Source organism: Bradyrhizobium sp. Ken64, assembly GCF_055807555.1.
In genome coordinates this window covers 98,180-123,539 of the sequence record NZ_JBVVPA010000002.1, presented here as the reverse complement: position 1 = coordinate 123,539, position 25,360 = coordinate 98,180, and the positions used below count along the sequence as shown (strand labels likewise).

The 25,360-nt window shown below is 64.9% G+C and carries 22 protein-coding genes; 12 read left to right on the top strand and 10 right to left on the bottom strand.

The annotated features are described in order from the left end of the window. Positions 1–30: 30 nt before the first annotated feature. From AC0L2F_RS03770 to AC0L2F_RS03755, 4 genes are all read right to left on the bottom strand, one after another. A complete protein-coding gene (locus AC0L2F_RS03770; RefSeq protein ID WP_473247800.1) occupies positions 31–1,194 on the bottom strand; it encodes an SMP-30/gluconolactonase/LRE family protein in 1,164 nt (387 codons plus the stop codon). 113 nt (positions 1,195–1,307) lie between these two features. Further along, a complete protein-coding gene (locus tag AC0L2F_RS03765) occupies positions 1,308–2,222 on the bottom strand; it encodes an SDR family oxidoreductase (protein ID WP_007593675.1) in 915 nt (304 codons plus the stop codon). A 107-nt stretch (positions 2,223–2,329) separates the two neighbouring features. Next, positions 2,330–3,469, bottom strand: a complete 1,140-nt coding sequence (locus AC0L2F_RS03760) for a thiolase C-terminal domain-containing protein (protein WP_473247537.1) — start codon at positions 3,467–3,469, stop codon at positions 2,330–2,332. Between the two features lie 4 nt (positions 3,470–3,473). Then, on the bottom strand, positions 3,474–3,887 hold the full coding sequence (locus tag AC0L2F_RS03755) for a Zn-ribbon domain-containing OB-fold protein (RefSeq protein ID WP_063996595.1): 414 nt from the start codon (positions 3,885–3,887) through the stop codon (positions 3,474–3,476). A 173-nt stretch (positions 3,888–4,060) separates the two neighbouring features. Between AC0L2F_RS03755 and AC0L2F_RS03750 the strand changes: the two genes are divergently transcribed. The 5 genes from AC0L2F_RS03750 to AC0L2F_RS03730 all read left to right on the top strand — a co-directional run bounded on the left by AC0L2F_RS03750 (position 4,061) and on the right by AC0L2F_RS03730 (position 8,950). Further along, on the top strand, positions 4,061–5,410 hold the full coding sequence (locus tag AC0L2F_RS03750; protein WP_473247536.1) for an amidase: 1,350 nt from the start codon (positions 4,061–4,063) through the stop codon (positions 5,408–5,410). Further along, complete coding sequence (locus AC0L2F_RS03745) at positions 5,403–6,089, top strand: DUF2848 domain-containing protein (RefSeq protein WP_473247535.1); 687 nt, start codon at positions 5,403–5,405, stop codon at positions 6,087–6,089. Before AC0L2F_RS03750 ends, AC0L2F_RS03745 begins: the two co-directional genes overlap by 8 nt. Before the next feature lie 156 nt (positions 6,090–6,245). Then, on the top strand, positions 6,246–6,992 hold the full coding sequence (locus tag AC0L2F_RS03740; RefSeq protein ID WP_473247534.1) for a 2OG-Fe(II) oxygenase: 747 nt from the start codon (positions 6,246–6,248) through the stop codon (positions 6,990–6,992). A 9-nt stretch (positions 6,993–7,001) separates the two neighbouring features. Further along, positions 7,002–7,655, top strand: a complete 654-nt coding sequence (alkB, locus tag AC0L2F_RS03735; protein ID WP_473247799.1) for a DNA oxidative demethylase AlkB — start codon at positions 7,002–7,004, stop codon at positions 7,653–7,655. 53 nt (positions 7,656–7,708) lie between these two features. Further along, positions 7,709–8,950 (top strand): MFS transporter, encoded by a 1,242-nt coding sequence (locus AC0L2F_RS03730; RefSeq protein ID WP_473247533.1) that lies wholly within the window; start codon positions 7,709–7,711, stop codon positions 8,948–8,950. Here the strand turns inward: AC0L2F_RS03730 and AC0L2F_RS03725 are convergent. The 6 genes from AC0L2F_RS03725 to hpaH form a co-directional block, all read right to left on the bottom strand. Continuing rightward, positions 8,928–10,556 (bottom strand): thiamine pyrophosphate-dependent enzyme, encoded by a 1,629-nt coding sequence (locus tag AC0L2F_RS03725; RefSeq protein WP_473247532.1) that lies wholly within the window; start codon positions 10,554–10,556, stop codon positions 8,928–8,930. The two genes, AC0L2F_RS03730 and AC0L2F_RS03725, sit on opposite strands and share 23 nt — an antisense overlap. A gap of 25 nt (positions 10,557–10,581) precedes the next feature. Continuing rightward, entirely contained in the window at positions 10,582–11,451 is an 870-nt protein-coding gene (locus AC0L2F_RS03720; RefSeq protein WP_473247531.1) for a fumarylacetoacetate hydrolase family protein, read from the bottom strand. A gap of 87 nt (positions 11,452–11,538) precedes the next feature. Then, positions 11,539–12,522 carry a 3,4-dihydroxyphenylacetate 2,3-dioxygenase gene (hpaD, locus tag AC0L2F_RS03715; RefSeq protein ID WP_473247530.1) on the bottom strand — a complete coding sequence of 328 codons (984 nt, stop codon included), beginning with the start codon at positions 12,520–12,522 and terminating at the stop codon, positions 11,539–11,541. Positions 12,523–12,655: 133 nt separating this feature from the next. Then, positions 12,656–14,194, bottom strand: a complete 1,539-nt coding sequence (hpaE, locus tag AC0L2F_RS03710; protein ID WP_473247529.1) for a 5-carboxymethyl-2-hydroxymuconate semialdehyde dehydrogenase — start codon at positions 14,192–14,194, stop codon at positions 12,656–12,658. After that, complete coding sequence (locus tag AC0L2F_RS03705) at positions 14,187–14,585, bottom strand: 5-carboxymethyl-2-hydroxymuconate isomerase (RefSeq protein ID WP_473247528.1); 399 nt, start codon at positions 14,583–14,585, stop codon at positions 14,187–14,189. The genes hpaE and AC0L2F_RS03705 overlap by 8 nt, the downstream gene beginning before the upstream one ends. Positions 14,586–14,615: 30 nt before the next feature. Further along, positions 14,616–15,422, bottom strand: coding sequence for a 2-oxo-hept-4-ene-1,7-dioate hydratase (gene hpaH, locus AC0L2F_RS03700; RefSeq protein ID WP_473247527.1), 807 nt, complete (start codon positions 15,420–15,422; stop codon positions 14,616–14,618). A gap of 110 nt (positions 15,423–15,532) precedes the next feature. Between hpaH and hpaR the strand changes: the two genes are divergently transcribed. From hpaR to AC0L2F_RS03665, 7 genes are all read left to right on the top strand, one after another. Continuing rightward, positions 15,533–16,051: a homoprotocatechuate degradation operon regulator HpaR gene (gene hpaR, locus AC0L2F_RS03695; protein WP_473247526.1), complete on the top strand. Its 519-nt coding sequence runs from the start codon at positions 15,533–15,535 to the stop codon at positions 16,049–16,051. A 118-nt stretch (positions 16,052–16,169) separates the two neighbouring features. After that, positions 16,170–17,255: a malate/lactate/ureidoglycolate dehydrogenase gene (locus AC0L2F_RS03690; protein ID WP_007608031.1), complete on the top strand. Its 1,086-nt coding sequence runs from the start codon at positions 16,170–16,172 to the stop codon at positions 17,253–17,255. A 145-nt stretch (positions 17,256–17,400) separates the two neighbouring features. After that, a complete protein-coding gene (locus tag AC0L2F_RS03685) occupies positions 17,401–18,177 on the top strand; it encodes an HpcH/HpaI aldolase family protein (RefSeq protein WP_035974924.1) in 777 nt (258 codons plus the stop codon). Positions 18,178–18,347: 170 nt separating this feature from the next. Beyond that, positions 18,348–19,871 carry a UxaA family hydrolase gene (locus tag AC0L2F_RS03680; protein WP_473247525.1) on the top strand — a complete coding sequence of 508 codons (1,524 nt, stop codon included), beginning with the start codon at positions 18,348–18,350 and terminating at the stop codon, positions 19,869–19,871. A gap of 186 nt (positions 19,872–20,057) precedes the next feature. Next, on the top strand, positions 20,058–20,579 hold the full coding sequence (locus tag AC0L2F_RS03675; RefSeq protein WP_473247524.1) for a PAS domain-containing protein: 522 nt from the start codon (positions 20,058–20,060) through the stop codon (positions 20,577–20,579). Then, positions 20,557–21,861, top strand: coding sequence for a methyl-accepting chemotaxis protein (locus AC0L2F_RS03670; protein ID WP_473247523.1), 1,305 nt, complete (start codon positions 20,557–20,559; stop codon positions 21,859–21,861). Before AC0L2F_RS03675 ends, AC0L2F_RS03670 begins: the two co-directional genes overlap by 23 nt. A 225-nt stretch (positions 21,862–22,086) precedes the next feature. Further along, the gene (locus AC0L2F_RS03665; RefSeq protein WP_473247522.1) at positions 22,087–25,356 is read left to right on the top strand and encodes a transglutaminase family protein; all 3,270 of its coding nucleotides are present in this window, start codon (positions 22,087–22,089) and stop codon (positions 25,354–25,356) included. Positions 25,357–25,360 lie beyond the last annotated feature (4 nt).

Genomic DNA, 25,360 nt, shown 5'->3' with positions numbered 1-25,360 from the left:
CGGTTCGCTACTCGCCACTCTATTAATCGCTCAGGGCTTCATCGCGCCCTGTACGCTCGTGTAGACGGCGTAGAGCGATGTCGAGCCGCAAATATAGAGCCTGTTTCGCTGCTGACCTCCGAAGCACAAATTAGCGACGGTTTCCGGAATATGAATCTTGCCCAGCAAGTCGCCCGAGGGCGTATAGCAGCGTACGCCGTCTTCGTTTGCATCCCCCCAGCCCACCGAGCACCAGACGCGGCCTTCGGTGTCACAGCGGACGCCATCGGTGATGCTCGGTTTTGGCATCTCTGCGAACACCTTGCTGTTCGACACCTTGCCCCCGGCGACGTCGAGGTCGAACACGCGGATATGCGACGGGTTGTCGGGTCCATCCGTGAAGCCGGTCTCGCAGATGTAGAGCTTCTTCTCGTCCGGCGAGAGGGTGATCCCGTTGGGCTCGACAAAGTCGTCGACGACGACCTTGACCTCTCCGGACTTCGGATCGACCCGGTAGACGTTCTTCTTCTCCTGCTCGGGATCGGCCTTGATCCCTTCGTAGAAACCGCCGATGCCGTAGGCGGGATCGGTGAACCAGATCGCGCCATCGGCCGTGACAACCGCATCGTTCGGGGAGTTCAGTCGCTTGCCATTGAACTTGTCGGCGATGATGGTGATCGAGCCGTCGAGTTCGGTGCGCGTCACGCGCCGACCGCTGTGCTCGCACGTGATCAGGCGCCCTTCGCGATCGATCGTGTTGCCGTTCGAGTTCATCGAGGGCTGGCGATAGACACTGACGTGGCCGTCGTCCTCCGAGAAGCGCATGATGCGATTGTTCGGAATGTCGCTGAACAGCAGGTATCGCCCGGCCGCGAAATATACCGGTCCCTCAGCCCAGCGGAAGCCCGTTGCGACGCGCTCGACGGCCATGGTGCCGGCAAAGGCAGGAAAATCGGGCGGCCCGAATGATGGCGGCCCCTTCTTGGCGGATTCCAGGTGGGCGTCCGGATAACGGCTGCCCGGCAGCGGTCCCAACGGTAATGGCGCGGTCGATCTTGTCGGTGCACCCGTCTGGCCCAAGGGCGTTACGGACGCCCCCAGGGCTGCGGTCATGGTGACGCCCGTCGCCGCGACTGCTGCCGCGCCCTTCAGCAGGGTGCGGCGCGCGAGAACAGGCTCATTGACGTCGGTGCAGATGGTCAGTGGGTTTGTCATAGTCGCCTCCCATTTTTTGTTTGGGAGAAAACTGTCCGCCTGCAATCGGGCGTAAAGCGGGCGATCCCCGGCCGGACAACCGGAGATCGCAATGCAGCAAAAGTGGATTTCGCTTACACCGGGTCCCACGGGAAGATGTCGGCGGAGCGGTCGAGCTTGTAGAACGAACCCTTCAGCGCCGGCATGCCGTGTTCCGCGATTGATTGCGGCGTCCAGCCTTCGCTCCGATGCACCGAGCGCAGCGGACGATTCTGGCTGAACAGGAACAGCTCGTTCATGCGGGCGCCGAAGATCTGCCCGGAGACGTCCTTGGCGGCATCGGAGAGCAGATAGGCGCAGACCGGCGCGATCTTCTCCGGGCCCATCTGCTTGATCTTCTCGACCCGCGCCTTCTCGGCTTCGGTCTCGGTCGGGATGGTGCCGATCATGCGGGTCCAGGCGAACGGCGAGACGCAGTTGGAACGGACATTGAAGCGGCCCATGTCGAGCGCGATCGACTTCGACAGGCCGACGATGCCGAGCTTGGCGGCGGCGTAGTTGGCTTGTCCAAAGTTGCCGATCAGGCCGGAGGTCGAGGTGAAGTGCACGAACGATCCGGACTCCTGCTCGCGGAAGATCCGCGCCGCGGCGTGGCTGACGTAGAACGAGCCCATCAGGTGAACCTTGATGACGGCCTCGAACGCTTCCACGCTCATCTTGTGGAAGATCATGTCGCGCAAAATGCCGGCATTGTTGACCACGCCGTCGAGCCGGCCGAAATGATCGGTCGCGGTCTTCACGATCTTGCTGGCGGGGATGGCTTCGGCCACCGACTCGAAATTGGCAACCGCGGTGCCGCCTCGCTTCTTGATCTCCTCGACCACTTCCTCGGCGGGCGCGGCGCTGGTGCCGGCGCCGTCAGCGGCGACGCCGGGATCGTTGACGACGACCTTGGCGCCTTCGCCAGCGCAGAGCAGCGCGATCTCGCGCCCGATGCCGCGGCCCGCGCCGGTGACGATGATGACCTTGTCTTGCAGTGATTTCGTCATGTGGATGTCTCCTGTTGTCTCTGTCATTCCGGGGTGTGCGAAGCACGAACCCGGAATCTCGAGGTTCCGGGTCTGGTCCTTCGGACCATCCCGGAACGACGAGAAAATTACCTCTCGTTCGTAAACACGATCGTGCCCGACGCGGCGAACATGCCGCCGACGCCGTGACACACCGAAATCTTCGCGTTGGCGACCTGCGCCGGCGCGATGCCGCGCATCTGCCGCACGCTCTCCTGAAGCGCGTACATGCCGTACATGCCCGAATGCATGTAGCTCAAGCCGCCGCCATTGGTGTTGAGCGGCAGCTTGGCGCCCGGGCGCGTGTTGCCGTCGGCGATGAACTTGCCGGTCTCCTCATGCGGCATGAAGCCGAGATCGCCGAGGCCGAACAGCGGCAGATGCGCAAACGCGTCGTAGATCATGAGATGATCGACGTCCTTATGTGCGATGCCGGCCTCCTTGAAGGCGAGAGGACCGGCGGTCTTGAACGCGCGCGAGGAGTTGAACGTCTCCATCTGGCTGACCATCGGCGTCTCCACGCTCTCGCCGGTGCCCATGATGTAGACCGGCTTGCGCGGAAAGTCCCTGGCGCGGTCGGCCGAGGTCAGGATCAGCGCGCCGCCGCCGTCGGTGACGAGGCAGCATTGCAGCAGGCGGAACGGATAGGCGATCATGCGCGAGTTGAGGACGTCTGCGACCGTGATGGGATCCTTCATCATCGCACGCGGATTCTTCGCCGCCCATTCCCGCTGCACCACCGCCACCGAGGCGAGTTGCTCGTGCGTGATGCCGTAGGTCTTCATGAAGCGCAGCACGGGGATCGGGAACATGCTGGGCGGGCCGTAGACGCCGAACGGCGCCTCGAACTGGCCTTGCAGACTGTCGGGGGGAATCGAGCGCGGCGCCTTGCCGATCATCGACTTGCCGCTCTCGGCATGGGTGATCAGCACGGTCTTGCACAGGCCAGCCTCGATCGCCGCGGCGGCATGGCGGACGTGCAGCATGAAGGAGCAGCCGCCGACCGAGGTGCCGTCCACCCAGGTCGGCTTGATGCCGAGATAGTGGCAGACCTGCTGCGGCGTTTCGACCGCGGTGGCGAAGCCGTCGATGTCCGACAGCTTCAGCCCGGCATCGGCAATGGCATTGAGCGCCGCATCCGCATGAAGCTGGAGCTGCGAGACGTTGGGGATGACACCGAGTTCGGTGGTCTCGGCCGCGCCGACGACGGCAACCTGATTGCTGCGCATGGGCTTACCCCTTCGCCGGACGGAATACGGGAAGGGTGATCTTGTCGTCGAGCGCCTCGAAGGCGACCTCGAGCTTCATGTCGAGTTCGAGCGCCTCCGGCGTCTGCGGGCAGTCGATGATGTTGCTCATCATCCGCGGCCCCTCCTCGAGTTCGACCACCGCGATCGCGTAAGGCGGCGTGAAGCCGGGCGCCGCAGGACGGTGGTTGATCACGTAGCTGTAGAGAAAGCCCTTGCCGCTTGCCTTGAAGATGCTGACCTTGCGCGAGGCGCAGGACGGGCAGAACGGGCGTGGCGGGAAATAGACATGCTCGCAGGCGTCGCAGCGCTGCAGGCGCAACTCGCCCGCCTTGGTGCCGTCCCAGAAATGCTGGGTCTCCGGCGTCGGTTTCGGTCGCGCGCGCTGCGGTTCGGCCATGTCGGCGGGTCCTCCCAAGGCCAAGCTTAGCCCGGCTGTTGCGATCTTGATGCGACAATCGACCATGGCGCGTCAACGGTCCAGCAATGCGCATGCATGCCATCATGCGCACAATGCTTGTGTCGAAGTGAGGCAGCGCTATACATTGCGCGCAAATATTCCGTGAGACAGACATGCCCGATTTTTCGACACTGACGAAGCTCGCCGAAGACCTCGAAAGCGGCCGCACCAGCTCCCGCAAGCTGGTCGAGGCGTGCCTCGCCAAGATCGCCGATCCGGCCGGCGAGGGGCAGCGTGCCTTCATCCATGTCGACAAGGATGCCGCGCTTGTCGCGGCGGACGCGATGGACGGTTTGCGCAAGGTGAAGGCGGCGCCCTCGCGCTACGCCGGTATCCCGGTCTCGATCAAGGATCTCTTCGACATCAAGGGCCAGGTGACGCGCGCCGGCTCCCGCGCGCTCGACGATTCCTCGCCGGCCGAGCAGGATGCCCCCACGGTAGCGCGGCTGCGCAAGGCCGGCTTCGTCGTGATCGGACGCACCAACATGACCGAGTTTGCCTATTCCGGCATCGGCATCAATCCGCATTACGGCACGCCAAAGGGCGTCTGGAACCGGGCCGAGGGCCACGTGCCCGGCGGTTCGTCCTCGGGCGCCGCGGTCTCCGTGCTCGACGGCATGGCGCATGGCGCACTCGGCACCGACACCGGCGGCTCCTGCCGGATTCCGGCGGCCTATAACGGCATCGTCGGCTACAAGCCGACGCAGCGGCGCGTGCCGCTCGATGGGGCCGTGCCGCTGTCGTTCTCGCTCGACAGCATCGGGCCGCTGGCACGATCGGTCAGTTGCTGTGCCATTCTCGATGCGGTGCTCGCGAACGAGCCGATCGCCCCGCTGAAGCCTCGCCCGGTCAAGGGCATGCGGCTGGCGGTGCCGACCACGATCGCACTCGACGACCTCGACGCGGCTGTGGCCGCGACATTCGAGCGGGCGCTCAAGAGCCTTGCCGATCACGGTGCGATCATCGAGCGCATTGAGATGGCCGAATTCCACGACATCGGGCCGATGAACGCCAAGGGCGGCTTTGCGGCTTCCGAAAGCTATGCCTGGCACCGCTACCTTCTCACGTCCAAGGGCGACGTCTACGATCCCAGAGTCTCCGTGCGTATCATGCGCGGCGAAGCGCAGAGCGCGGCGGACTACATCGATCTTCTCAACGAGCGCCGCTCCCTGATCACCCGCGTCAATGCGCGCATCGCGCCCTATGATGCGCTGGTGCTGCCGACCACCGCCAACACGCCGCCGAAAATTTCGGATCTTGCCGATGACAAGGAGTTCACCAGGGAAAACCTGCGGGCGCTCCGCAACTGCACCCTGATCAACATGATCGACGGCTGTGCCATCTCGCTGCCTGCGCATCGCGAGGGCGAGATCCCCGTCGGCCTCATGGTGGCGGGCGCGGGCGGATCGGACCGCCGTATCTTCGAGCTTGCTGCCGGCATGGAGGCCGTAATTCGTGTTTGACCTGACTTTCACCGTCGACGCCCAGGACACCACCGCGCCGCTGACGCTGGCGATCGATCAGATGGTCATCGCCGGCTGGACCGGCCGCGATCCGGTCGCGCGCGACAAGCACATCGCCGAGCTGCAGGAGATGGGCATCGCCCCGCCGGCCTCGACGCCGATCTACTATCGCGCCTCGGCACGGCGCCTGACGATGGAAGACAGCATCGAGTGCACTGGCGGCGATTCCAGCGGCGAGGTCGAGTTCGTGCTGATCGGCTGGCAGGGCCGTATTTTCGTCGGCTGCGGCTCCGACCACACCGACCGCAAGGTCGAGGCCTACAACGTCACGGTGTCCAAGCAGATGTGCGACAAGCCGGTCGCCTCAACGCTGTGGGAGCTGGAGGACGTCATCGGCCATTGGGACAAGATGATTTTGCGCTCCTGGGCCACCATCAAGGGCGAGCGTGTGCTCTACCAGGAGGGCAGGCTCGACGCGATGCTGCCGGTCGCCGACCTGATCGCGCGTGGCTTCGAGGGTGGGAAATTCCCCGACGGCTGCGCCATGTTCGGCGGTACGTTTGCGGCGAAAGGCGGTATCCGTTCCGCCGACCGTTTCGATTTTGAGCTGGAAGACCCCGTGCTGAAGCGCACGATCAAGCATGGATACGACGTAGTGACGCTGCCGGTGAGAGGCTGACGCCTCTCCTCCGTCATTGCGAGGAGCCCTTGCGACGAAGCAATCCAGACTGGTTCCCCGGAGGGATTCTGGATCGCTTCGCTGCGCTCGCAATGACGGGGAGAGAGACGGAAATCGGGTGGTAGAGGACGGGGCGGTCCTGCGAAAGTCAGAGCCATGACAGCAACAGCACGCAAATCGGCTCAATCTCCGACAGCCGACCTCGCCGCCCATGTCGATGCCCTCGACTGGCCGCAGATCACAGGCGAGCTCGATACCCAGGGCTGCGCTGTCCTGAAGGGCCTGCTCACGCCGGAGCAATGCCGCGCCGTCGCCGCGCTGTATCCCGACGACGCCAACTTCCGTAGTCGCATCGTCATGGGCCGCCACGGCTTTGGCCGCGGCGAGTACAAATATTTCTCCTATCCGCTGCCCGACCTGATCGCGCAGCTCCGCCCGGCGCTCTACGCGCATCTCCAGGGCGTCGCCAATCGCTGGAACGAGGCGATGGGGATCGACATCCGCTATCCGGCCGCGCTTGCGGCGTTCCTGAAGCGCTGCCACGAGGCCGGGCAGACGCGGCCGACGCCGCTGCTGCTGCAATACGAGACGGGCGATTTCAACTGCCTGCATCAGGATCTCTATGGCGAGCACGTGTTCCCGCTTCAGGTCGCGATCCTCTTGTCCGAGCTCGGCCGCGATTTCACCGGCGGCGAGTTCGTGCTGACCGAGCAGCGCCCGCGCATGCAGTCCCGCGCCGAGGTGGTTCCGCTCGCGCAAGGCGACGCCGTGGCCTTCGCTGTGCATCACCGCCCGGTGCAGGGGACACGCGGCACCTACCGCGTTAATCTCCGCCATGGCGTCAGCCGGATTCGCTCTGGCCAGCGCCACACGCTGGGTGTGATCTTTCACGATGCCAAATAAACGCTGCCGCTGATGGCGGATTTGTTCGACCATGTCGCCGAAGCCCAGCCGTCGCGCGAGGAGATCGCCGACGGCGCCGTTCTGCTGCGCGGCTTCGTCAAGCCGATCGAGAGCGAGCTGATCGAAGCCGTGCGCGCCATCGTCGCGCAGTCGCCGTTCCGTCGCATGACCACGCCCGGCGGGCACCTGATGTCGGTGGCCATGACCAATTGCGGCGAGCGCGGCTGGATCACCGATCATACCGGCTATCGCTATGATCCCATTGACCCGCGAACGAGCGCGCCATGGCCGGCGATGCCGCCGGTGCTCCGCGATCTGGCTTTGCGCGCCGCGGGGCAGGGCGGCTTTGCCGGCTTCGCGCCCGATGCCTGCCTCGTCAATCGCTACGAGCCTGGCACGCGGCTGTCATTGCATCAGGACAAGGACGAGCTGGATTATTCGGCGCCGATCGTCTCGGTCTCGCTCGGCCTGCCCGCGACCTTCCTGTTCGGCGGCATGGCACGCAGCGACAAGCCGCGGCGCTTCCGCCTCGTCCATGGTGACGTCGTGGTCTGGGGCGGCCCCAGCAGGCTGGCCTATCACGGCGTCGCGCCGCTGGCCGATGGCGAGCATGCGCTGCTCGGCCGCAAGCGGGTCAATTTGACGTTCCGAAAGGTCCGCTGACGCGTTTCCTCGCAGCCCCCGCTCGTCTAAGCTTCCGGCGGGGGAGACGCGATATGGCGACCACACAGCTCTCGGCCGGCGCTGGCGCGGCCAACCGCACCGGCCTGTATCTGGCCTTGCTGCAACTGGCGTTCACGCTTGGCTGGACCACCTACGTCATCTATCTGCCAAAGCTCGCGGCTGAGGTCGGCATCGCGCCATCGGCCGTCATCCTCATCCTGATGCTGGACCAGGCGATCTTCACCATCGCCGACACCGCGATGGGGATAGCCGCCGACAGGATCGCTCCCCATCTCGGCAGGCTTGGCCTGTTCGTCGGGCTCCTGGCCGCGATCTCCTGCGGCGCGTTCGTCGCGTTGCCTTTCGTCGCAGGGCGCGGCGTGGCCGCGCAGGGGTGGTTCATTGCCCTGATCGTGGTCTGGTCGATCACCTCGTCCGCGATGCGCGCGCCGCCGCTGACATTGCTCGGCAAATACCGCGCTCGGCCGCAGGTGCCGTTCCTCGCCGCGCTCGCGATGCTCGGCTATGGCGTCGCCGGCGCAGTCTCGCCCTATCTCGGCGTGGTGCTGCGCGAGCACGATGCGCGGCTGCCCTTCGTGATATCGAGCGCAGTGTTGCTGTTGACCGCGCTCGGACTGTCACGGATCGAGCACGAGGTGGCCCGCGACACCGCGCCGCCGACACCGGCCGAAGCGGCAAAGCCGCTTGGCGTCGTGCCGATCGCCTTCATCGTCGCGATGATGGCGCTCGCGCTCGGCTATCAGTTGCACTTCGCTCTGAACAGCGCGCCGTTCTACCTGCGCTTTGCCAAGCCGGATGAGCTGCAATGGCTGATGCCGGTGTTCTGGATCGGTTTCAACATTGCGATGTTTCCGGCAAGCCTCGTCGTCAAGCACCGTGGCGGCGTGATCGTGATGGGCGCGGCCGGACTGCTTGGAGCGGTCGCGATTGCTGCGGCCGAATTCGCCGGCAGCCTCAACACGCTGATCGTCGCGCAGTTTCTCGCCGGAGCGGCGTGGGGCTGCATGCTGATGAGCGCGATCTCGGCTGCGTTGGCCATCGGCTCGACCGGCGCGGAAGGAAAGGTGACTGGCCTCGTCTTCTCGGCGCTGGCACTCGGGACCTTCGCGCGGATGGCGGCGGTCGCCGGCGGCTTGCAGAAAATGCCTGACTACGCGCCGCTGCTGCACTGGGCCCCGGTCGCCTGCTGGGCGGTCGCAGGCGCGGGCCTGCTGGTGATCGCGGCGGCGCGGCTACAGGGCGGCGTTCACCTCAAGGCTTCGGCGGGTGGATGAACGCCCACGGGCTGACTTCCGAGTCCCGCGTCACCTCGACCGAGATCAGATAGGGCCCGCCATGCGCCAGGGCCTTCTCCATCGCCGCCTTGAACTGGTCCGGCGCGGTGACGCGCGCGGCGGCCACGCCAAATGACTCCGCGAGCTTGACGAAATCCGGGTTTACCAGATCGGACGCCACCACGCGGCCGTCGAAACGTTCGCGCTGGTCGCGGCGGACATTGCCATAGGCGTTGTTATTGAACACCAGCGTCACCACGCCGATGTTGAACTGCACGGCGGTGGCGAGCTCCTGCACGCCGAACATGAAGCCGCCGTCGCCGGTGATCGCCACCACCGGCTTGTCGGGATTGGCGACCTTGGCCCCGAGCGCGGTCGGGAAGCCCGAGCCCAACGTGCCCTGATAGCCTGACGTAATGAAGGTGCGCGGCTCGTAGATCGGAAAACCGTACCAGGATGCGAAACCGAACTGCGACAATTCATCCGTCACGATCGCGTTCGCCGGCAGCACCTCGCGCAGGATGTTGAGATAGGTCATCTGCGGCTGGATGCGCTGGATCTCGGCTTGCGCCGTCGCGGTCACCTCGCGGATCTCTCCCCGCCGGCCGCTGGTCCTGGCATAGCCGGCCCTCTTCACGGCGGTGACCAGATCGGCCGCGCCGGCTTTGGCGTCGGCGACGATGGCGACATCGGAGGCGAGCCGGCGCATCTCGGCCGGATCGATATCGACACGAATGGATTTCAGCCCCTTCGGCTGATATGGCCAGCGGAAGCCCGACGCCGGCAGCTCGGCGCGCGTGCCGATCGCGATCATCAAATCGGTTGTCGGCCACAGCTTGTAGGCCGCCGCCATCGTGAGTCCAAGGTCATGCGCGTTGGAGACGATGCCGCGGCCGCTCCGGAAGGCGACGACAGGCGCGTCGATCATCTCGGCGAGTTCGAGAATCTCCTCGCGCGCTTCGATCGCGCCGCTGCCGACGAAGATCATCGGCGCCTTGCTGTTCTTGATCAGCGCGGCCGCCTGCTTGATCATATCAGGGTCGGGCTGGGGCGCGGGCAAGGGCGCCAGCACCTGTGCTGCGGTGGTATCCGCGCGTTGGGTGAAGACGTCCCAGGGCATCTCGACGGAGGCGGGGCCACGCCGTCCAGACGTCATCTCCTGGAAGGCGCGCGCGACCGTGGTCGGCGCGTTGCCGGGATATTCGATCCGATCCGCCCATTTCACATAGGTGCGCAAGGTCGCGAGCTGGTCCGGCATCTCGTGCAGATGGCCGCGACCCTTGCCCAGAAACTGCGTCGGCACCTGGCCGGTGACGCATAGCACCGGCTCGTTGCAGCCGAAGGCGGTGAGCAGTGCCGCGCTGGCGTTGAGCACGCCGGGACCCGGCACCACGCTGAACACGCCGGGCCTGCCGCTGGACCGCGCATAGCCGAACGCCATGTAGCCGCAGGCCTGCTCGTGCCGCGCGCCGATCACCTTGAGCTGGGCCTGGTGGAAGGCGTCGAACAGGCCGTAGACCTGCGCGCCGGGCAGGCCGAACACGGTGTCGACGCCGTGGGCGACAAGGCCGCTTACGATCGCTTCGCCGCCGGTGAGGGTGGTCATGGCATTATTCCATTTCAATCGGTGTTCAGGCTTCGTCGACGACGCCGTTGCGTAAGGTTCCGATGCCCTCGGCCGCGACTTCGATAATATCGCCCGGCTTGAGATAACGCGGCGGATCGAACCGCGCACCGGCGCCCGTTGGCGTGCCCGTGACGATGACGTCGCCGGGAACGAGCGTTGCGAAGGTCGAGATATAGCTGATGAGATAGCGGAACGGAAACATCAGCCGGCTGGTGCGGTCGTCCTGCCGCAGCTCGCCGTTGACATGCGTGGTGAGGCGGATGTCGGCGATCTGCGATTCCTGCGTGTAGGGCACCAGCCACGGGCCGAGACTGCCGCTGGAATCGAAGTTCTTGCCTTGCGTGACATTGAACTTGGCATGGCGCAGCCAGTCGCGCACCGAGCCTTCGTTGCAGAGCGTCAGCGCGGCGATGTGGTCGAGCGCAGAACTTTCGGGGATGTGCCGGCCTTGCTTGCCGATCACCAGCACGATCTCGCCCTCATAGTCGAGCTGCGCGGAGGCGCGCGGGCGCACCAGCGGCGTGTCGTGGCCGACGAAGGAGCGCGGCGAGCGCATGAACATGCTCGGATATTTCGGCGCGTCCTGGCCGTCCTTGTACTCGGCATTGCGGTCGGGATAATTGACGCCGATGCAGATGATCTTTTCCGGCGCGGGCACCGGCGGCAGCCAGATGATGTCATCCAGCGCGTGATCGGGCGCGCGGCCGGCGGCGTCCTCGGCAAGGCTCGCGAGCTGTCCTGCCGCGATCACCTCGCGCAGCGTCGGATAGTCTTTTCCGTGGCGCGCGGAGAGATCGACAATGCCGCCGTCGACGACGGCGCCATACTTCGTTGCACCCTTGACGGAATAGGTGGCGAGGCGAGGGGGGTTCATTGGCTGCTCATCATTCTTTGTCGTCCCGGCCTAGTGCGCAATTGCGCACGGGGGCCGGGACGACGGACTGAAAGTTCTGCGCTAGCATCAATCCGCCACCAGCACGTCGGCCACGAACTTCGGCTCGCGCACGGCTTGGCCGGAGAACGGCGAGCCCTGCTCGAACCAGGAGCGCGGGGCGGGTGCGCCCCACAATGTCTGGCGACGGGGATCGCGCAGCGACCAGCGCAGCGGCTCGTGGTCGTGATCGCCGGTGAAATAGTCACTGGTGTAGAGCTCCAGCCGGTGTCCATCGGGATCGCGGACGTAGAGGAAGAACGCATTCGAGATGCCGTGGCGTCCCGGACCACGCTCGATGTTCTTCACGAAGCCCTGCGAGGCCATGACATCGCAGAGATGGATGATGTTCATGGCCGTCGGCGTCCAGTACGCGAAGTGGTGCAGCCGCGGGCCCTTGCCGTTGGTGATGGCAAAATCGTGGACATTGCCCTTGCGATGCATCCAGGCCGCGGCGATGCGCCCGTTCGGTCCGTCCTCCTCGGCGTATTCGGTGAGGCGAAAGCCGAGCCGGGCATAGAATTCGACGGTGTCCTGCACTTCAGCGGCGAACACGTTGAAATGGTCGAGCCGCTGCGGATGGCAGCCCCTGTAGAGATCGTAGCGGCGCAGCAGATGCGGCCGCCGGTCCATCGACGCATACAGCTCGATCTGGAAGCCGAAGGGATCGGTGAATTGCAGCGTGCGGCCCTGGAACGGCTGATCGATGAACGCGTAGCCCAGAGCGTTCTCGGACAGGAACTTCGCGGCCTTGTCCAGATCCCCGTCATTGCCGACCTTGAAGCCGAGGCGGTTGCAGGCGGGCGCCGCCGCCTTGCGCAACACCAGCGAGTGATGCTGGTGCTCCTCGGCGGCGCGCAAGTAAACGACTTTGTCGTCGGCGTCCTCGACATGCAGGCCGACAACGCTTTCATAGAACTCGCGGCTGAGCTTCAGATCGGTGACGTCCAGCACGGCGTGGCTGGAGCGGATGATGTTGAACGGCGGCTCGAAGATATGTTGCGGTACGGGCATTGCGTTTCCCCTCTTGAGGTCCCCCGTCATTCCGGGGCGGCTCGCAGAGCCGATCTATGGTGCGCAATTGCGCACCTGAGAATCTCGAGGTTCCGGGTTCGACGCTCCGCGCCGCCCCGGAACGACGGCGGTTCTAGATTCCCAGCTTCTGAATCTTGTGCGTGCCCCGCGCCAGCGAGACGTGCTTGGTTTCCATGTAGAAATCGAACGAGTAATCGCCGCCGTCGCGGCCGATGCCGGAGGCCTTCATGCCGCCGAACGGCGTCGGCAGATGGCGGACGTTTTCCGAGTTCAGCCAGATCATGCCGGCTTCCAGCGCATCCGCGACACGCAACGCGCGGCCGACATCGTTGGTCCAGACATAGCCGGTCAGGCCATAGCGGATGTCGTTGGCGATCTCGATCGCGTCTGCTTCGTCCTTGAAGGGGAGCACGGTGAGGAAGGGGCCGAACACCTCTTCCTGCGCCACGCGCATCTTGCCATGCGCGCCGGTCACCAGCGTCGGCTCGACATAATGTCCGCCGCCCGGCCCGTCATAAGCCTTGCCGCCGACCGCAATCGTCGCGCCGTCCTGGCGGGCGACGTCGAAATAAGAGCACACCTTTGCCAGATGCCGCTCGTGGATCAGCGGGCCGATCTCGGTTGCGGGATCGAGGGGGTGGCCGACCTTCAGGGCTCTTACCCGCGCGGCCAGCTTCTCCACGAATTTCTCCGCGATGCTGGCCTGGATCAGCAGGCGGCTCGACGACGTGCAGCGCTCGCCGTTGAGCGAGTAGATCATGAACACGACCGCATCGAGCGCGCGGTCGAGATCGGCGTCGTCGAACACGATGACGGGGTTCTTGCCGCCGAGCTCGAAATGCACGCGCTTCAGCGTGGGCGCGCCCTGAACCATGATCGCCGAGCCGGTCGAACTTTCGCCGACAAAGCCGATCGCCTTGATGGCGGGATGCTCGGTCAGCGCCTTGCCGGCCTCTTCGCCAAAGCCGTGCACGGTGTTGAGCACGCCGTCGGGCACGCCGGCTTCCTTGACGAGCTTTGCAAGAATGGCCGCCGTGACCGGCGACCACTCGGCCGGCTTGTGCACGACGGTGCACCCGGCCGCGAGGGCAGGGGCGATCTTCCAGGTCGAAAGCATGAACGGCGTATTCCACGGCGTGATGACGCCGACCGGGCCGATCGGCACGCGGGTCGAGACGTTCCAATGCTCGTCGCTCGGCGTGTTCTGGCCGTCGCGCGCCTCGCCGCATCGATCGGCAAAGAAGCGGAAATTCTCGGCGGCGCGAATCGCGGCCTTGGCCATGAAGCGATAGGCCTGGCCGGTGTCGATGCATTCGAGCACCGCGATGTCCTCGGCATTGTCCTCGATGGCGTCGGCGACGCGATGCAGCAGCTTCTTCCGCATCGCCGGCGCCATGTCGCGCCAGGATTTGAAGGCCAGCGAAGCAGCGGTGGCGGCGCGATCGATATCCTCGGCATTGCCGCGCGCGACGCTGGCCAGAGTCGCGCCGTCGACCGGCGATTTCGTTTCGAACGTCTCGCCTGAGATCGACGGCACGATCTTGCCGTCGATCATGTGGCCGACGCCGTCGGCGCGGAGCGTCTTGAGCAGCGGTGCGATGCGGTCGCGATTGGCCTGGAACACATCGATTTTCGGCGTGGGCTTATCCATGGGCGGCCTCCGCCTTCAGGGCGTCGTGGATGTTGTTGCGCTTCCAACTCGTGTCCTTGTCGTTGATCTGCATGTCGAACGACAGGGCGAATTTGGAGCTTGCGAAGACGGGATCGAGATGGCGGGAGAGCGCCTGGAAGACATGTTCGCCGGCTGTCTTGCGGGTTGGCAGATCACGGCCTTCGCCAATGCGCAGCACCATGTCGAGAAAGCCGTAGTCTTGCCGCGCATCGGCGATCGCATAATGCTCGCATCTGACGGCGCGGACGCGGATGCCGCCGAGCGGGAAGATGCCGGTCTCGACCGCCGCCCTGCGTACCACCTCGCACGCCGCGCCGATGTCGAGGCGGTCGTCGAGATTGGCCGAATACTCGATCGTGAAATGCGGCATCGCGGTTTCACTCCCTGTCTTTTTGTTCGTCTAGGCGAAGTAGCAGCTCACCGAGCCGTAGGCGCCATAATCGGCTTGAATTGTGTCGCCCTTGCGGGTCTCGATCGGACGGATGAAGGAGCCCGCCAGCACGACCTGTCCGGGCTCGAGCGCTAGCCCAAGCGGCGCGATCTTGTTGGCGAGCCAGGCAACGGCCGTGGCGGGATGATTGAGCACGCCGGCGGCAAGGCCGGTCTCTTCGAGCTGGCCGTTCTTGAAACACAACGCGCCGATCCAGCGCAGGTCCGCGTCCAGCGGACGGATCGGCCGTCCACCGAGCACGATGCCGGCGTTCGCCGCGTTATCGGCGATGGTGTCGAAGATCTTTCGCGTCGCCTTGCTCCGGGGATCGACGCGTTCGATCCGCGTGTCCAGAATCTCCAGCGCCGGCACCACGAAATCGGTGGCGTTGAGCACGTCGAACAGCGTGCAGTCGGGGCCCGCGAGGCGCTTGCTCATGACGAAGGCGAGCTCGGCTTCCGCGCGCGTCGCAATGAAGCGCTCCGTCGGGACGAGGCCGCCATCGGCGAAGAACATGTCGTCGAGCAACACGCCGGAATCCGGCTCGTTGATTCCGAGCGCGCTTTGCATCGCCTTCGAGGTCAGGCCGATCTTGTGTCCCCGGACGATGCGCCCTTCGGCGATCTTGACGTCGACCCAGGCCTTCTGAATCGCATAGGCGTCAGCGATGCTGATGTCGGGAAAGTCCTGCGAGAGCTGCCGGATCTGCGTACGGGTCTTCTCCGCCTGATGCAGACGGTTCGCGCAAGCTCGGATATCGTCGTTTGAAAGCGCCATGTGTAATCTTACAAATCGTGGTGCCGGAAGATACTTAACATGTTAAGTGAATGCGTCAATCGCAAATTGGCTTGCTGCACTGCAAACGTTTCGCGGCTTGAAAGGGCGTCATGACGAAGAGACCGGCTGATCCTGCGGACGGAAGCGAGCCCGCCGTGCGGCAGGTGCCGATGCGTGACTTCTCGCGTTCGCTGCCGATGTCGTTGCTGCGGGCACGCGAAGCTGTGATGCGGCAATTCCGTCCCTCGTTGCGTGAGCACGGCCTGACCGAGCAGCAATGGCGCATTCTGCGCGCCCTCGCGGCGATCGATACGGTCGAGGTCACGGAACTCGCGCGCACCGCGTTCCTGCTCGGACCGAGCCTGTCGCGGATCCTGCGTGATCTGGAGGCGCGCAACCTGATCGAGCGCAAGACCGCGAAGGCGGACCAGCGCCGCAGCATGGTCTCGATCTCGGAAAAGGGCGTGAAGCTGATGGCCTCCGTGGCGCCATCCTCCGAAGCGATCTATGCGGAGATCACGCGCCGCTTTGGCGCACGCAAGCTCGTCGAGTTGCAGGAGATGCTTGGCGAGCTCGAACAAAGTCTCGCAGGGCTCGGCGCGGGCGAGGAGGCAAGTGCCGAGGGGTGAAAGCTGATATGCGCAAGCGCGCGGCAACAATCATGGACATCGCCGCATTTTTTCGCTCAAGTGCCGCTCAAGCCGATGACTGCAAAATCGGCGCCGAGGTAGAGGCAAACAGACCCTCATGGTCACCATCCAGGTTCAGAAGCTGATCGACTTCGTCACCGAGGTCTTCGCGCATGCGCAGTCGTCGCCTGACGAAGCCAGGCGCATCGCCACTTATCTAACCACGGCGAATCTGACCGGCCATGACAGCCACGGCGTGATCCGCGTCCCCGTCTATATCCGCTGGCAGAAGAGCGGCGCGGTCGTGCCCAACCAGAACGCCGAAATCGTGCTCGACACGCCCTCGCTCGCGGTGATCGACGGCAAGTTCGGCTATGGCCAGACCGTGACGCCGCAGGCGGTCCGGATCGGCATCGAGAAGTGCAGGAAGGCGGGACTTGCCGCTGTCGCGCTACGCAATGCCGGCCATATCGGCCGCGTCGGCGATTGGGCCGAGATGGCCGCCGCCGAAGGACTGATCTCGGTTCATTTCGTCAATGCCGCCGGCTCGCTGCTGGTGGCGCCGTTCGGCGGCGTGGAGAAACGGCTCTCCACCGCACCCTATTGCGTCGGCATTCCGCGCGAGGGCCAGGATCCGATCGTGCTTGATTTTGCGACTTCGGTCGTGGCCGAGGGCAAGGTGCTGGTCGCAAGCCGCGGCGGCAAGAAGTTGCCGAAGGGCGCGCTGGTCGATGCCGACGGCAGCCTGAGCGAGGAGCCGGCCGTGCTCTACGGCCCCTACACGCCGGATGGGCCGCGCGATCACACCAAGGGAACGGGCGCGATCCGTGCGTTCGGCGAGCACAAGGGCTCGGGCCTTGCCTTCATGTGCGAGCTGCTCGGCGGCGCGTTGACCGGAACCGGGGCCACGTCCGGCGGTCGGCGCTTCGCCAACGGCATGCTGGCCTTCTACGTCGATCCGAAAGTGGTCGATACCTCCCATGTCTTCGACGCAGAGGTGTCGCGCTATGCCGACTTCATCCGTGCCACCAAGCCGGTGTCCGGGGTCGACCAGGTGCTGATTCCCGGCGACCCCGAGCGGAAAACCCGGGCTGAGCGGACCCAAAACGGCATCCCCTTGCCGGATGACACCTGGGCGGCAATAGTGAATACCGCCCGCGAGGTCGGCGTCAGCGAAGTCAGCATCCAGAGGGCGACCGCATAGGTCTTGCGTCATTGCGAGCGTAGCGCGGCGCGCCAGTTCGCGGTAACAGCGGGGCTGTGCTGTCGCGACGCTCGTCATGGTGACGAAGGTCCAAATAACGACGACTTAAACAATGACGGCCCAAACAACAAAGAAGGAAGGCAACGTGGCGAACAAGGTCAAGGAAATCTGGAAGTCGGGCAAGGCCGTGGTCAACGCGTGGCTCGCGATTCCCTCCGGCTTCTCGGCCGAGATGATCGCGCAATGCGGCTTCGACAGCGTCACCGTCGACATGCAGCACGGCGTGCAGGATTATCTGTCGATGGTGCAGTGCTTCCAGGCGATGGACAAGCACCCCATCACGCCGATGGTCCGCGTGCCCTGGAACGAGCCCGGCATCATCGGCAAGGTGCTCGATGGCGGCGCCTATGGCGTGATCTGCCCGATGGTCAACACGCCGCAGGAAGCCAGGAATCTCGTCTCCTATTCCAAGTACCCGCCGAAGGGCGTGCGCTCCAACGGCCCGATCCGCGCCGGCATGTACGGCACCGCTGGCTCCTACCAGAAGACGGCCAACGACGACATCGTGCTGCTGCCGATGATGGAGACCAGGACCGCGGTCGAGAACATGGAAGCGATCTTCGACGTCGAAGGCATCGACGGCGTCTATATCGGTCCGTCCGACCTCGGCTTCTCCTACGGCCTCGAACCGAAGCTCGATCGCACCGAGCCCGAAATCCTCGCGATCTACGAGAAGATCATCAAGGAGTGCGGCAAGCGCGGCCTCAACCCGGGCATCCATTGCAGCGGCGCCGAGGGTGCCGCGCGCGCCATCAACATGGGCTTCAAGCTGGTGACGCTCTCGAACGAGGTCGGCCTGATGACGACCTACGCCAAGATGCAGGTGAATGCCACGCGGAAGGATTCGGGCGGCAAGGCCTGAGCTCTCTCTGTGTCCCGGACGCGATGCAGCGCGAAGCGGTGCATCGCAGAGCCGGGACCCAGTCGCTAACCAAGCAGATGACGTGACAACTAGGCCCCGGCTCAGCAGCGCACCGCTTTCGCGCTGCGCTGCGTCCGGGGCACGATACGTGAAGACCAAGGAGACCTCCCATGACCATCAGCCCCGTCATTCGCCTCCATCCTGATGATGGCGTGCTGATCGCGCGCGCGAGCTTGCAGCCGGGAACGCTGGTGGCCGACGGCGTAACCACGGTCGAGCGCATTCCTTCCGGCCACAAGGTCGCGATCAAGCCGATCGCATTGGGCGAGCCGGTGATACGCTACGGCCAGATCATCGGCTTTGCGACGGTGCCGATCGCGCCGGGCCAGCACGTGCACGTGCAGAATTGCGGCATGGGCGATTTCGCCAAGGACTATGCCTATTGCGCCGACGTCAAGCCGACGCCGAATTTCGATCTGCCGGCGAGCTTCGAAGGCATCCGCCGCCCGGACGGCCGCGTCGCCACGCGCAACTATATCGGCATCCTCACCTCGGTGAATTGCAGCGCGCATGTCGCAAGCCTCGTCGCCGACGTGTTCAAGAAGAATCCGTTCACCGGTGACAATCCGCTGGCCGACTTCCCCAATGTCGATGGCGTAGTTGCGCTGACCCACAAGACCGGCTGCGGCATGACGCAGAACGAGCCCCTGGCGCTGCTCCGCCGCACGCTCGGCGGCTATGCGCGGCACGTGAATTTCTCCCACGTGATCGTGCTCGGCCTCGGCTGCGAGGTGAACCAGATCGGTGGCCTGATGGAGGAGCAGAAGCTCGCCGGCCGCCTGCGCGCGATGGACATCCAGGAGGTCGGCGGCACCCGCAAGACGGTGGAAGCCGGCATTGCCTTCGTGCGCGAGGCACTCGCGGAGTCCAACAAGGTCAAGCGCGAGTCCGTTCCGGTGAGCGAATTGACCGTGGCGCTGCAATGCGGCGGTTCGGATGGCTATTCCGGTGTCTCCGCCAATCCGGCGCTGGGTGCGGCCAGCGATCTCATCGTGCGTCACGGCGGCACCGTGATCCTGTCGGAGACGCCGGAGACCTATGGCGCCGAGCATCTGCTGACGCGCCGCGCCGTCAGCCGCGAGGTCGGCGAGAAGCTGGTCGATCTCATGCGCTGGTGGGACGAATACACGACGCGCGAAGGCGCCGAGATGAACGCCAATCCGAGCCCGGGCAACAAGGCCGGCGGTCTCACCACCATTTTGGAGAAGTCGCTCGGCGCGATGGCGAAGGCCGGCACCACCAATCTCGTCGAGGTGCTGCGCTATGCCGAACCCATCACCAAGAAGGGTTTCGTGTTCATGGACACGCCCGGCTACGATCCGGTTGCCGCGACCGGGCAGGTCGCCGGCGGCGCCAATCTGGTCTGCTTCACCACGGGTCGCGGCAGCGTGTTCGGCTGCAAGCCGGCGCCCTCGATCAAGCTCGCCACCAACACGCCCATGTACAAGCGCATGGAAGAGGACATGGACGTCAATTGCGGCACCATCCTCGAGGGCGAGGAGAGCGTCCAGCAGTGCGGCCAGCGCATTTTCGAACTGATTCTCAAGACGGCTTCGGGACAGCCGACCAAGAGCGAGAGTTTTGATTTCGGCGGCGCCGAGTTCGCGCCCTGGGTGCTGGGCGCGACGATGTAATCCCATCGTTGCGTGTCGGCGGTAGCCGCGCACTGCAAGCGACGCTCCTAAGTAATGATACGGAGCCGTGAAGTGATCACGGGGGTTTCCGCGGTCACACCTGATTAACATTTTCTGCCGTAATCCCTGGGAGGATGCGAGCTCCACTCATTTGGGGCATTCGCCCTTCGTGAGGATTCGTCAACGATGACGCGTGCGATACGGCCGACCGGCGTGGAAAATCTCCTTGGAGAGGAGGAGCTGATCGTCTCGAAGACCGATCTCAAGGGCCGCATCACCTACGCCAACGATGTCTTCATCCGCATGGCGAAGTACTCCTGGAACGAACTGATGGGCGCCCCCCACAGCCTGATCCGCCACCCCGAGATGCCGCGCTCCGTCTTCAAGCTGTTGTGGGACACGCTCCAGTCCAGGCAGGAGATCTTCGCCTACGTCGTCAACCTCGCGAAGGACGGCAGCCATTACTGGGTGTTCGCCCACGTCACGCCGACATTCGACGAGCGTGGCAATATCGTCGGCTATCACTCCAACCGTCGCAAGCCCGATCCTGCGCAGATCGAGCGCATTAAGCCGATCTACAAGGCGCTGTGCGCGGAAGAGGCGCGGCATGCCAATGCCAAGGACGGCATGCATGCGAGCTTCGAGGCGATGATCGGGCTGCTCAAGCAACAGGGTGTCGGTTACGATGAATTCGTGCTCTCTCTCTAAGGCGCAGGGAGCGACCGCGCTCGCATCCGTTCTTGCCGTTATTGCGTTCGTGCTCTCGCTGGCCGGTGCGACCGGAATTTCCGGCGCGGCATTGCTGGCCGCTACGGTCGCGCTGCTCGGCTATGCCGTCTGGTGCCAGCACCGCACGGCGGTGGCCGTCGACGAGGTGGCAGACGTGTGCCGCAAGGCGGCACGCGGCGACCTTGAGGCGCGCATCCTCAGCATCCGCCAGGCCGGACGGATCGGCGCCATTCAGAAGTCGGTCAACGACATGCTCGACGTCACCGATGCCTATTTGCGGGAAGCTTCGGCCTCGATGGACTATGCCAGCCGCGGCAAATATTTCCGCAAGATCCTCGCGCGCGGATTGCCCGGCTCGTTCCGCCGTTCGGCCACCGTCATCAATTCCGGCACCGACAGCCTCGGCCGTCGCGTGGTCGAGATCGCGGACCTCGCAACGCAGTTCGGCACGCATCTCGACCAGGTCGCCGGCACTCTGATGGGCGCGGCGACCGATCTCGAATCCGACGCCGGCCAGATGGCGGCGGCGGCCGAGAAGACCAGCCAGCAGACCTCCGGCGTGCTCAGTGCGTCCGACCGGGCCTCGCGCAACGTCGCCACCGTCGCGAGCGCCGCGGAGCAGCTCGCATCATCGATCACCGAGATCAGCCGCCAGGTGGCGGGCTCCAGCACGAGCACGGAGCGGGCGGTGAACGAAGCCAATCGTGCCGGCACCGAGATCCGCACGCTTGCGGATGCGGCGATGCGGATCGGCGACGTAGTCAAGCTGATCAGCGCGATTGCCGAGCAGACCAATCTCTTGGCGCTCAACGCCACCATCGAGGCCGCGCGGGCAGGCGAGGCCGGTCGCGGCTTCGCCGTGGTCGCATCCGAGGTCAAGAGCCTCGCCAACCAGACCGCGAAGGCGACCGAGGAAATCAGCGCCAAGGTCGGCGAGATGCAGCAATCGACCACCAACTCGGTCGCCGCCGTCGAGGCGATCGCGCAGACCATCACCGAGATCAACGGCATCACCGCCTCGATCGCGACCTCGATCGAGCAGCAGGGTCTCGCCACCCGTGAGATCGCCCGCAACGTCCAGGAAGCCTCATCCGGTACCTCGCAAATGTCCTCCAACGTGACCGGCATCAGCGAAGCCGCCGCCGACACCGGCCGTGTGGCGAGCCGCGTCAACAGCGCCTCCGAACGCGTCCATGGCGAGGTCGAAACGCTCCGGCGCGAGGTGACGCAGTTCCTGCAACGGTTGACCTCAGCGGCGTAACGTTACCCCACATGAGGTCGTCGTGCCCGGGCTTGTCCCGGGCATCCACGTTCTTGGGGACCGTGAAAGAAGGTCGTGGATGGCCGGGACAAGCCCGGCCATGACGCTGCGATTGCCCCGTGGACAACGGGGGATACTTCCTAGGCACCCTTTGCCCGTTGTTAGTGCTTGATCGAGGTCACCAGCGGTGTTCTGCTCAAAAAAGCTGCTGGAGTACCGCACCCCGTGTCGATCTACGTCGCATTACACCACGTCACGCACTACAAATACGACCGCCCGATCGATCTTGGCCCGCAGACCATCCGTCTGCGGCCGGCGCCGCATACGCGCACGCCGATCCTGAGTTATTCGCTCAAGGTCACTCCGGCCAACCATTTCGTGAACTGGCAGCAGGATCCGCTAGGCAATTGGATCGCGCGTTACGTCTTCCCGGAGAAGACGACCGAGCTCAAGATCGAGGTCGATTTCACGGCGCAGATGACCACGGTCAATCCGTTCGACTTCTTCGTCGAGCCCTATGCCGACAGCTTTCCGTTCGAATATACGCAAGATCTCAAGACCGAACTCGCGCCTTATCTGGAGACCGTCAAGCCCGATCGGCTGTTCGCGAAATATCTCGATACGATTCCGCACGAAGCCCCGAACACCGTCAACTTCCTGGTCGATCTCAACAGGGAGTTGCAGAAAAGGATCGGCTACGTCATCCGCATGGAAGCGGGCGTGCAGACGCCGGAGGAGACGCTCTCCTCCGCGGCCGGCTCATGCCGTGACTCCGCCTGGCTTCTGATCCAGACCTTCCGGCACCTCGGTCTCGCCGCCCGTTTCGTCTCCGGCTATCTGATCCAGGTCCGTCCCGACATCGATCCGATCGAGGGGCCGCCGGAGGTCGAGAGCGATTTCACCGATTTGCACGCCTGGGCCGAGGTCTATCTGCCGGGCGCGGGCTGGATCGGTTTCGACGCGACCTCGGGCATGCTGGCGGGCGAGGGTCACATCCCGGTCGCGGCGACGCCGCACTACCGTTCGGCCGCGCCGATCTCCGGCGGTGCCGGCTTTGCCGAGGTCGAATTCGCCTTCGACATGAGCGTCAAGCGCATTCGCGAGGCGCCGCGCATCACAAAGCCGTTCTCCGACGAATCCTGGATACGGCTCAACGATCTCGGCGAGCAGGTCGATGGCGATCTTGCAGCGCAGGATGTGCGTCTGACCATGGGCGGCGAGCCGACCTTCGTCTCCGTCGATGATCTCGAAGGCGCCGAGTGGAACACGGACGCGGTCGGTCCGACCAAGCGCGGGCTCGCCGACGATCTGATCCGCCGCCTGCGCGCGCGTTTCGGACCCGGGGGCCTGCTGCACTTCGGTCAGGGCAAATGGTATCCCGGCGAGAGCCTGCCGCGCTGGGCGTTTGGCCTGTACTGGCGCAAGGACGGCGTACCGATCTGGAAGAATGCCGACCTCATCGCCAGCATCGAAAATCCGCGGCCGGCGCAGGCCAAGGACGTCCAGGCGTTCGTGGAAGGCGCGGCGCTGCGGCTTGGCCTCGATCCCGGTTACATCATGCCGGCCTATGAAGACACCGCGTACTGGCTGCAGAAGGAATCCGAGCTTCCCGTCAATGTCGATCCGTCCGATTCCAAACTATCCGATCCGGAGGCCCGCGCGCGGATGGCGCGGGTGTTCGAGCAGGGGCTCAACAATCCTCGCGGCTTCGTGCTGCCCGTGCAGCGCTGGAATGCGGCGCCACGCTGGCGCAGCGAGCGCTGGCAGCTCCGGCGCAATCATCTGTTCCTGATGCCGGGGGATTCGCCGCTCGGCCTGCGCCTGCCGCTGGACTCGCTCGGCTATGTCCCGCCCGATCAATATCCCTACATCGTCGAGCGGGATCCGATGGAGGCCCGCGGCAAGCTGCCGGTGTTCAGCCTTCCGGCGCGTCCGGACTCGCCGGAGCGGCTTGAGCCCGAACAGCTCAACACCTCCGTCCCGGTCCGCACCGCGATGTCGGTCGAGGTCCGCGACGGCGTGCTCTGTGCTTTCATGCCGCCGGTCGAGCAGATCGAGGATTATCTCGAGATGGTCGCGGCGCTCGAAGCGACGGCCGAGGAGATGCAGCTCCAGGTCCATGTCGAGGGCTATCCGCCGCCATTCGATCCGCGCGTCGACGTCATCAAGGTGACGCCCGATCCCGGCGTGATCGAGGTCAACGTCCAGCCGGCCAAGAACTGGCGCGAGGCGGTCGAGATCACCGCCGGGCTCTATGAAGATGCCGGCAAGACACGCCTCGGCGCCAATCGCTTCCTGGTCGATGGCCGCCACACCGGCACCGGCGGCGGCAATCACGTCGTGGTCGGCGGCTCCTCACCGCAGGACTCGCCGTTCCTGCGCCGGCCCGATTTGCTGAAGAGCCTGGTGCTGCACTGGCAGCGTCATCCGGCGCTGTCCTATTTCTTCTCCGGCCTGTTCATCGGTCCGACTAGCCAGGCACCACGCATCGACGAAGCCCGCCACGACAGCATTTACGAGCTCGAGGTCGCGCTCACCCACGTGCCGCCGCCGGGCGTTCAGGCGCCGCTGTGGCTGGTGGATCGCTTGTTCCGGCATCTCCTCGTCGACATCACCGGCAACACCCATCGCGCCGAGATCTGCATCGACAAGCTCTATTCACCGGACGGCACGACCGGCCGCCTCGGCCTGGTCGAATTCCGCGCGCTCGAAATGCCGCCGGATCCGCGCATGTCGCTGGCGCAGCAGTTGCTGATCCGCGCGCTGATCGCAAAATTCTGGCGCGAGCCGCAACAAGGCAAGTTCGTGCGCTGGGGCACCGCGCTGCATGATCGCTTCATGCTGCCGCACTTCATCTGGGAAGATTTCCTCGAAGTGCTGACCGAGCTGAAGCAGTCCGGCTATCCGTTCGAGCCTGAATGGTATCTGGCGCAGCTCGAATTCCGCTTCCCCGCTTTCGGCCGCATCCATCATGGCGGCGTGACGCTGGAACTGCGGCAGGCACTTGAGCCCTGGCACGTGCTCGGCGAGGAGGGCTCGGCCGGCGGCACCGTGCGCTATGTCGACTCATCGGTCGAGCGGCTCCAGGTCAAGGCGGAGGGGTTCGTCGAGGGCCGCCATATCGTCACCTGCAACGGCCGCCGCCTGCCGATGACCGCCACCGGCCGCTCCGGCGAGGCGGTGGCCGGCGTCCGCTTCAAGGCCTGGCAGCCGGCCTCCGGCCTGCACCCGACCATTCCCGTTCACGCGCCCCTGACCTTCGATCTCATCGACACCTGGAACGGCCGCTCGCTCGGCGGCTGCGTCTATCACGTCGCCCATCCCGGCGGCCGCAGCTACGACACCAAGCCGGTCAACACCTACGAGGCCGAGGCGCGGCGGCTGGCGCGCTTCCAGGACCACGGCCATACGCCGGGCCCGATGCAGCCGCCGCCCGAGGAACGCACAAATGAGTTTCCGCTGACTCTCGACTTGCGGTCCCCGCTCCTGCAATGAGTAT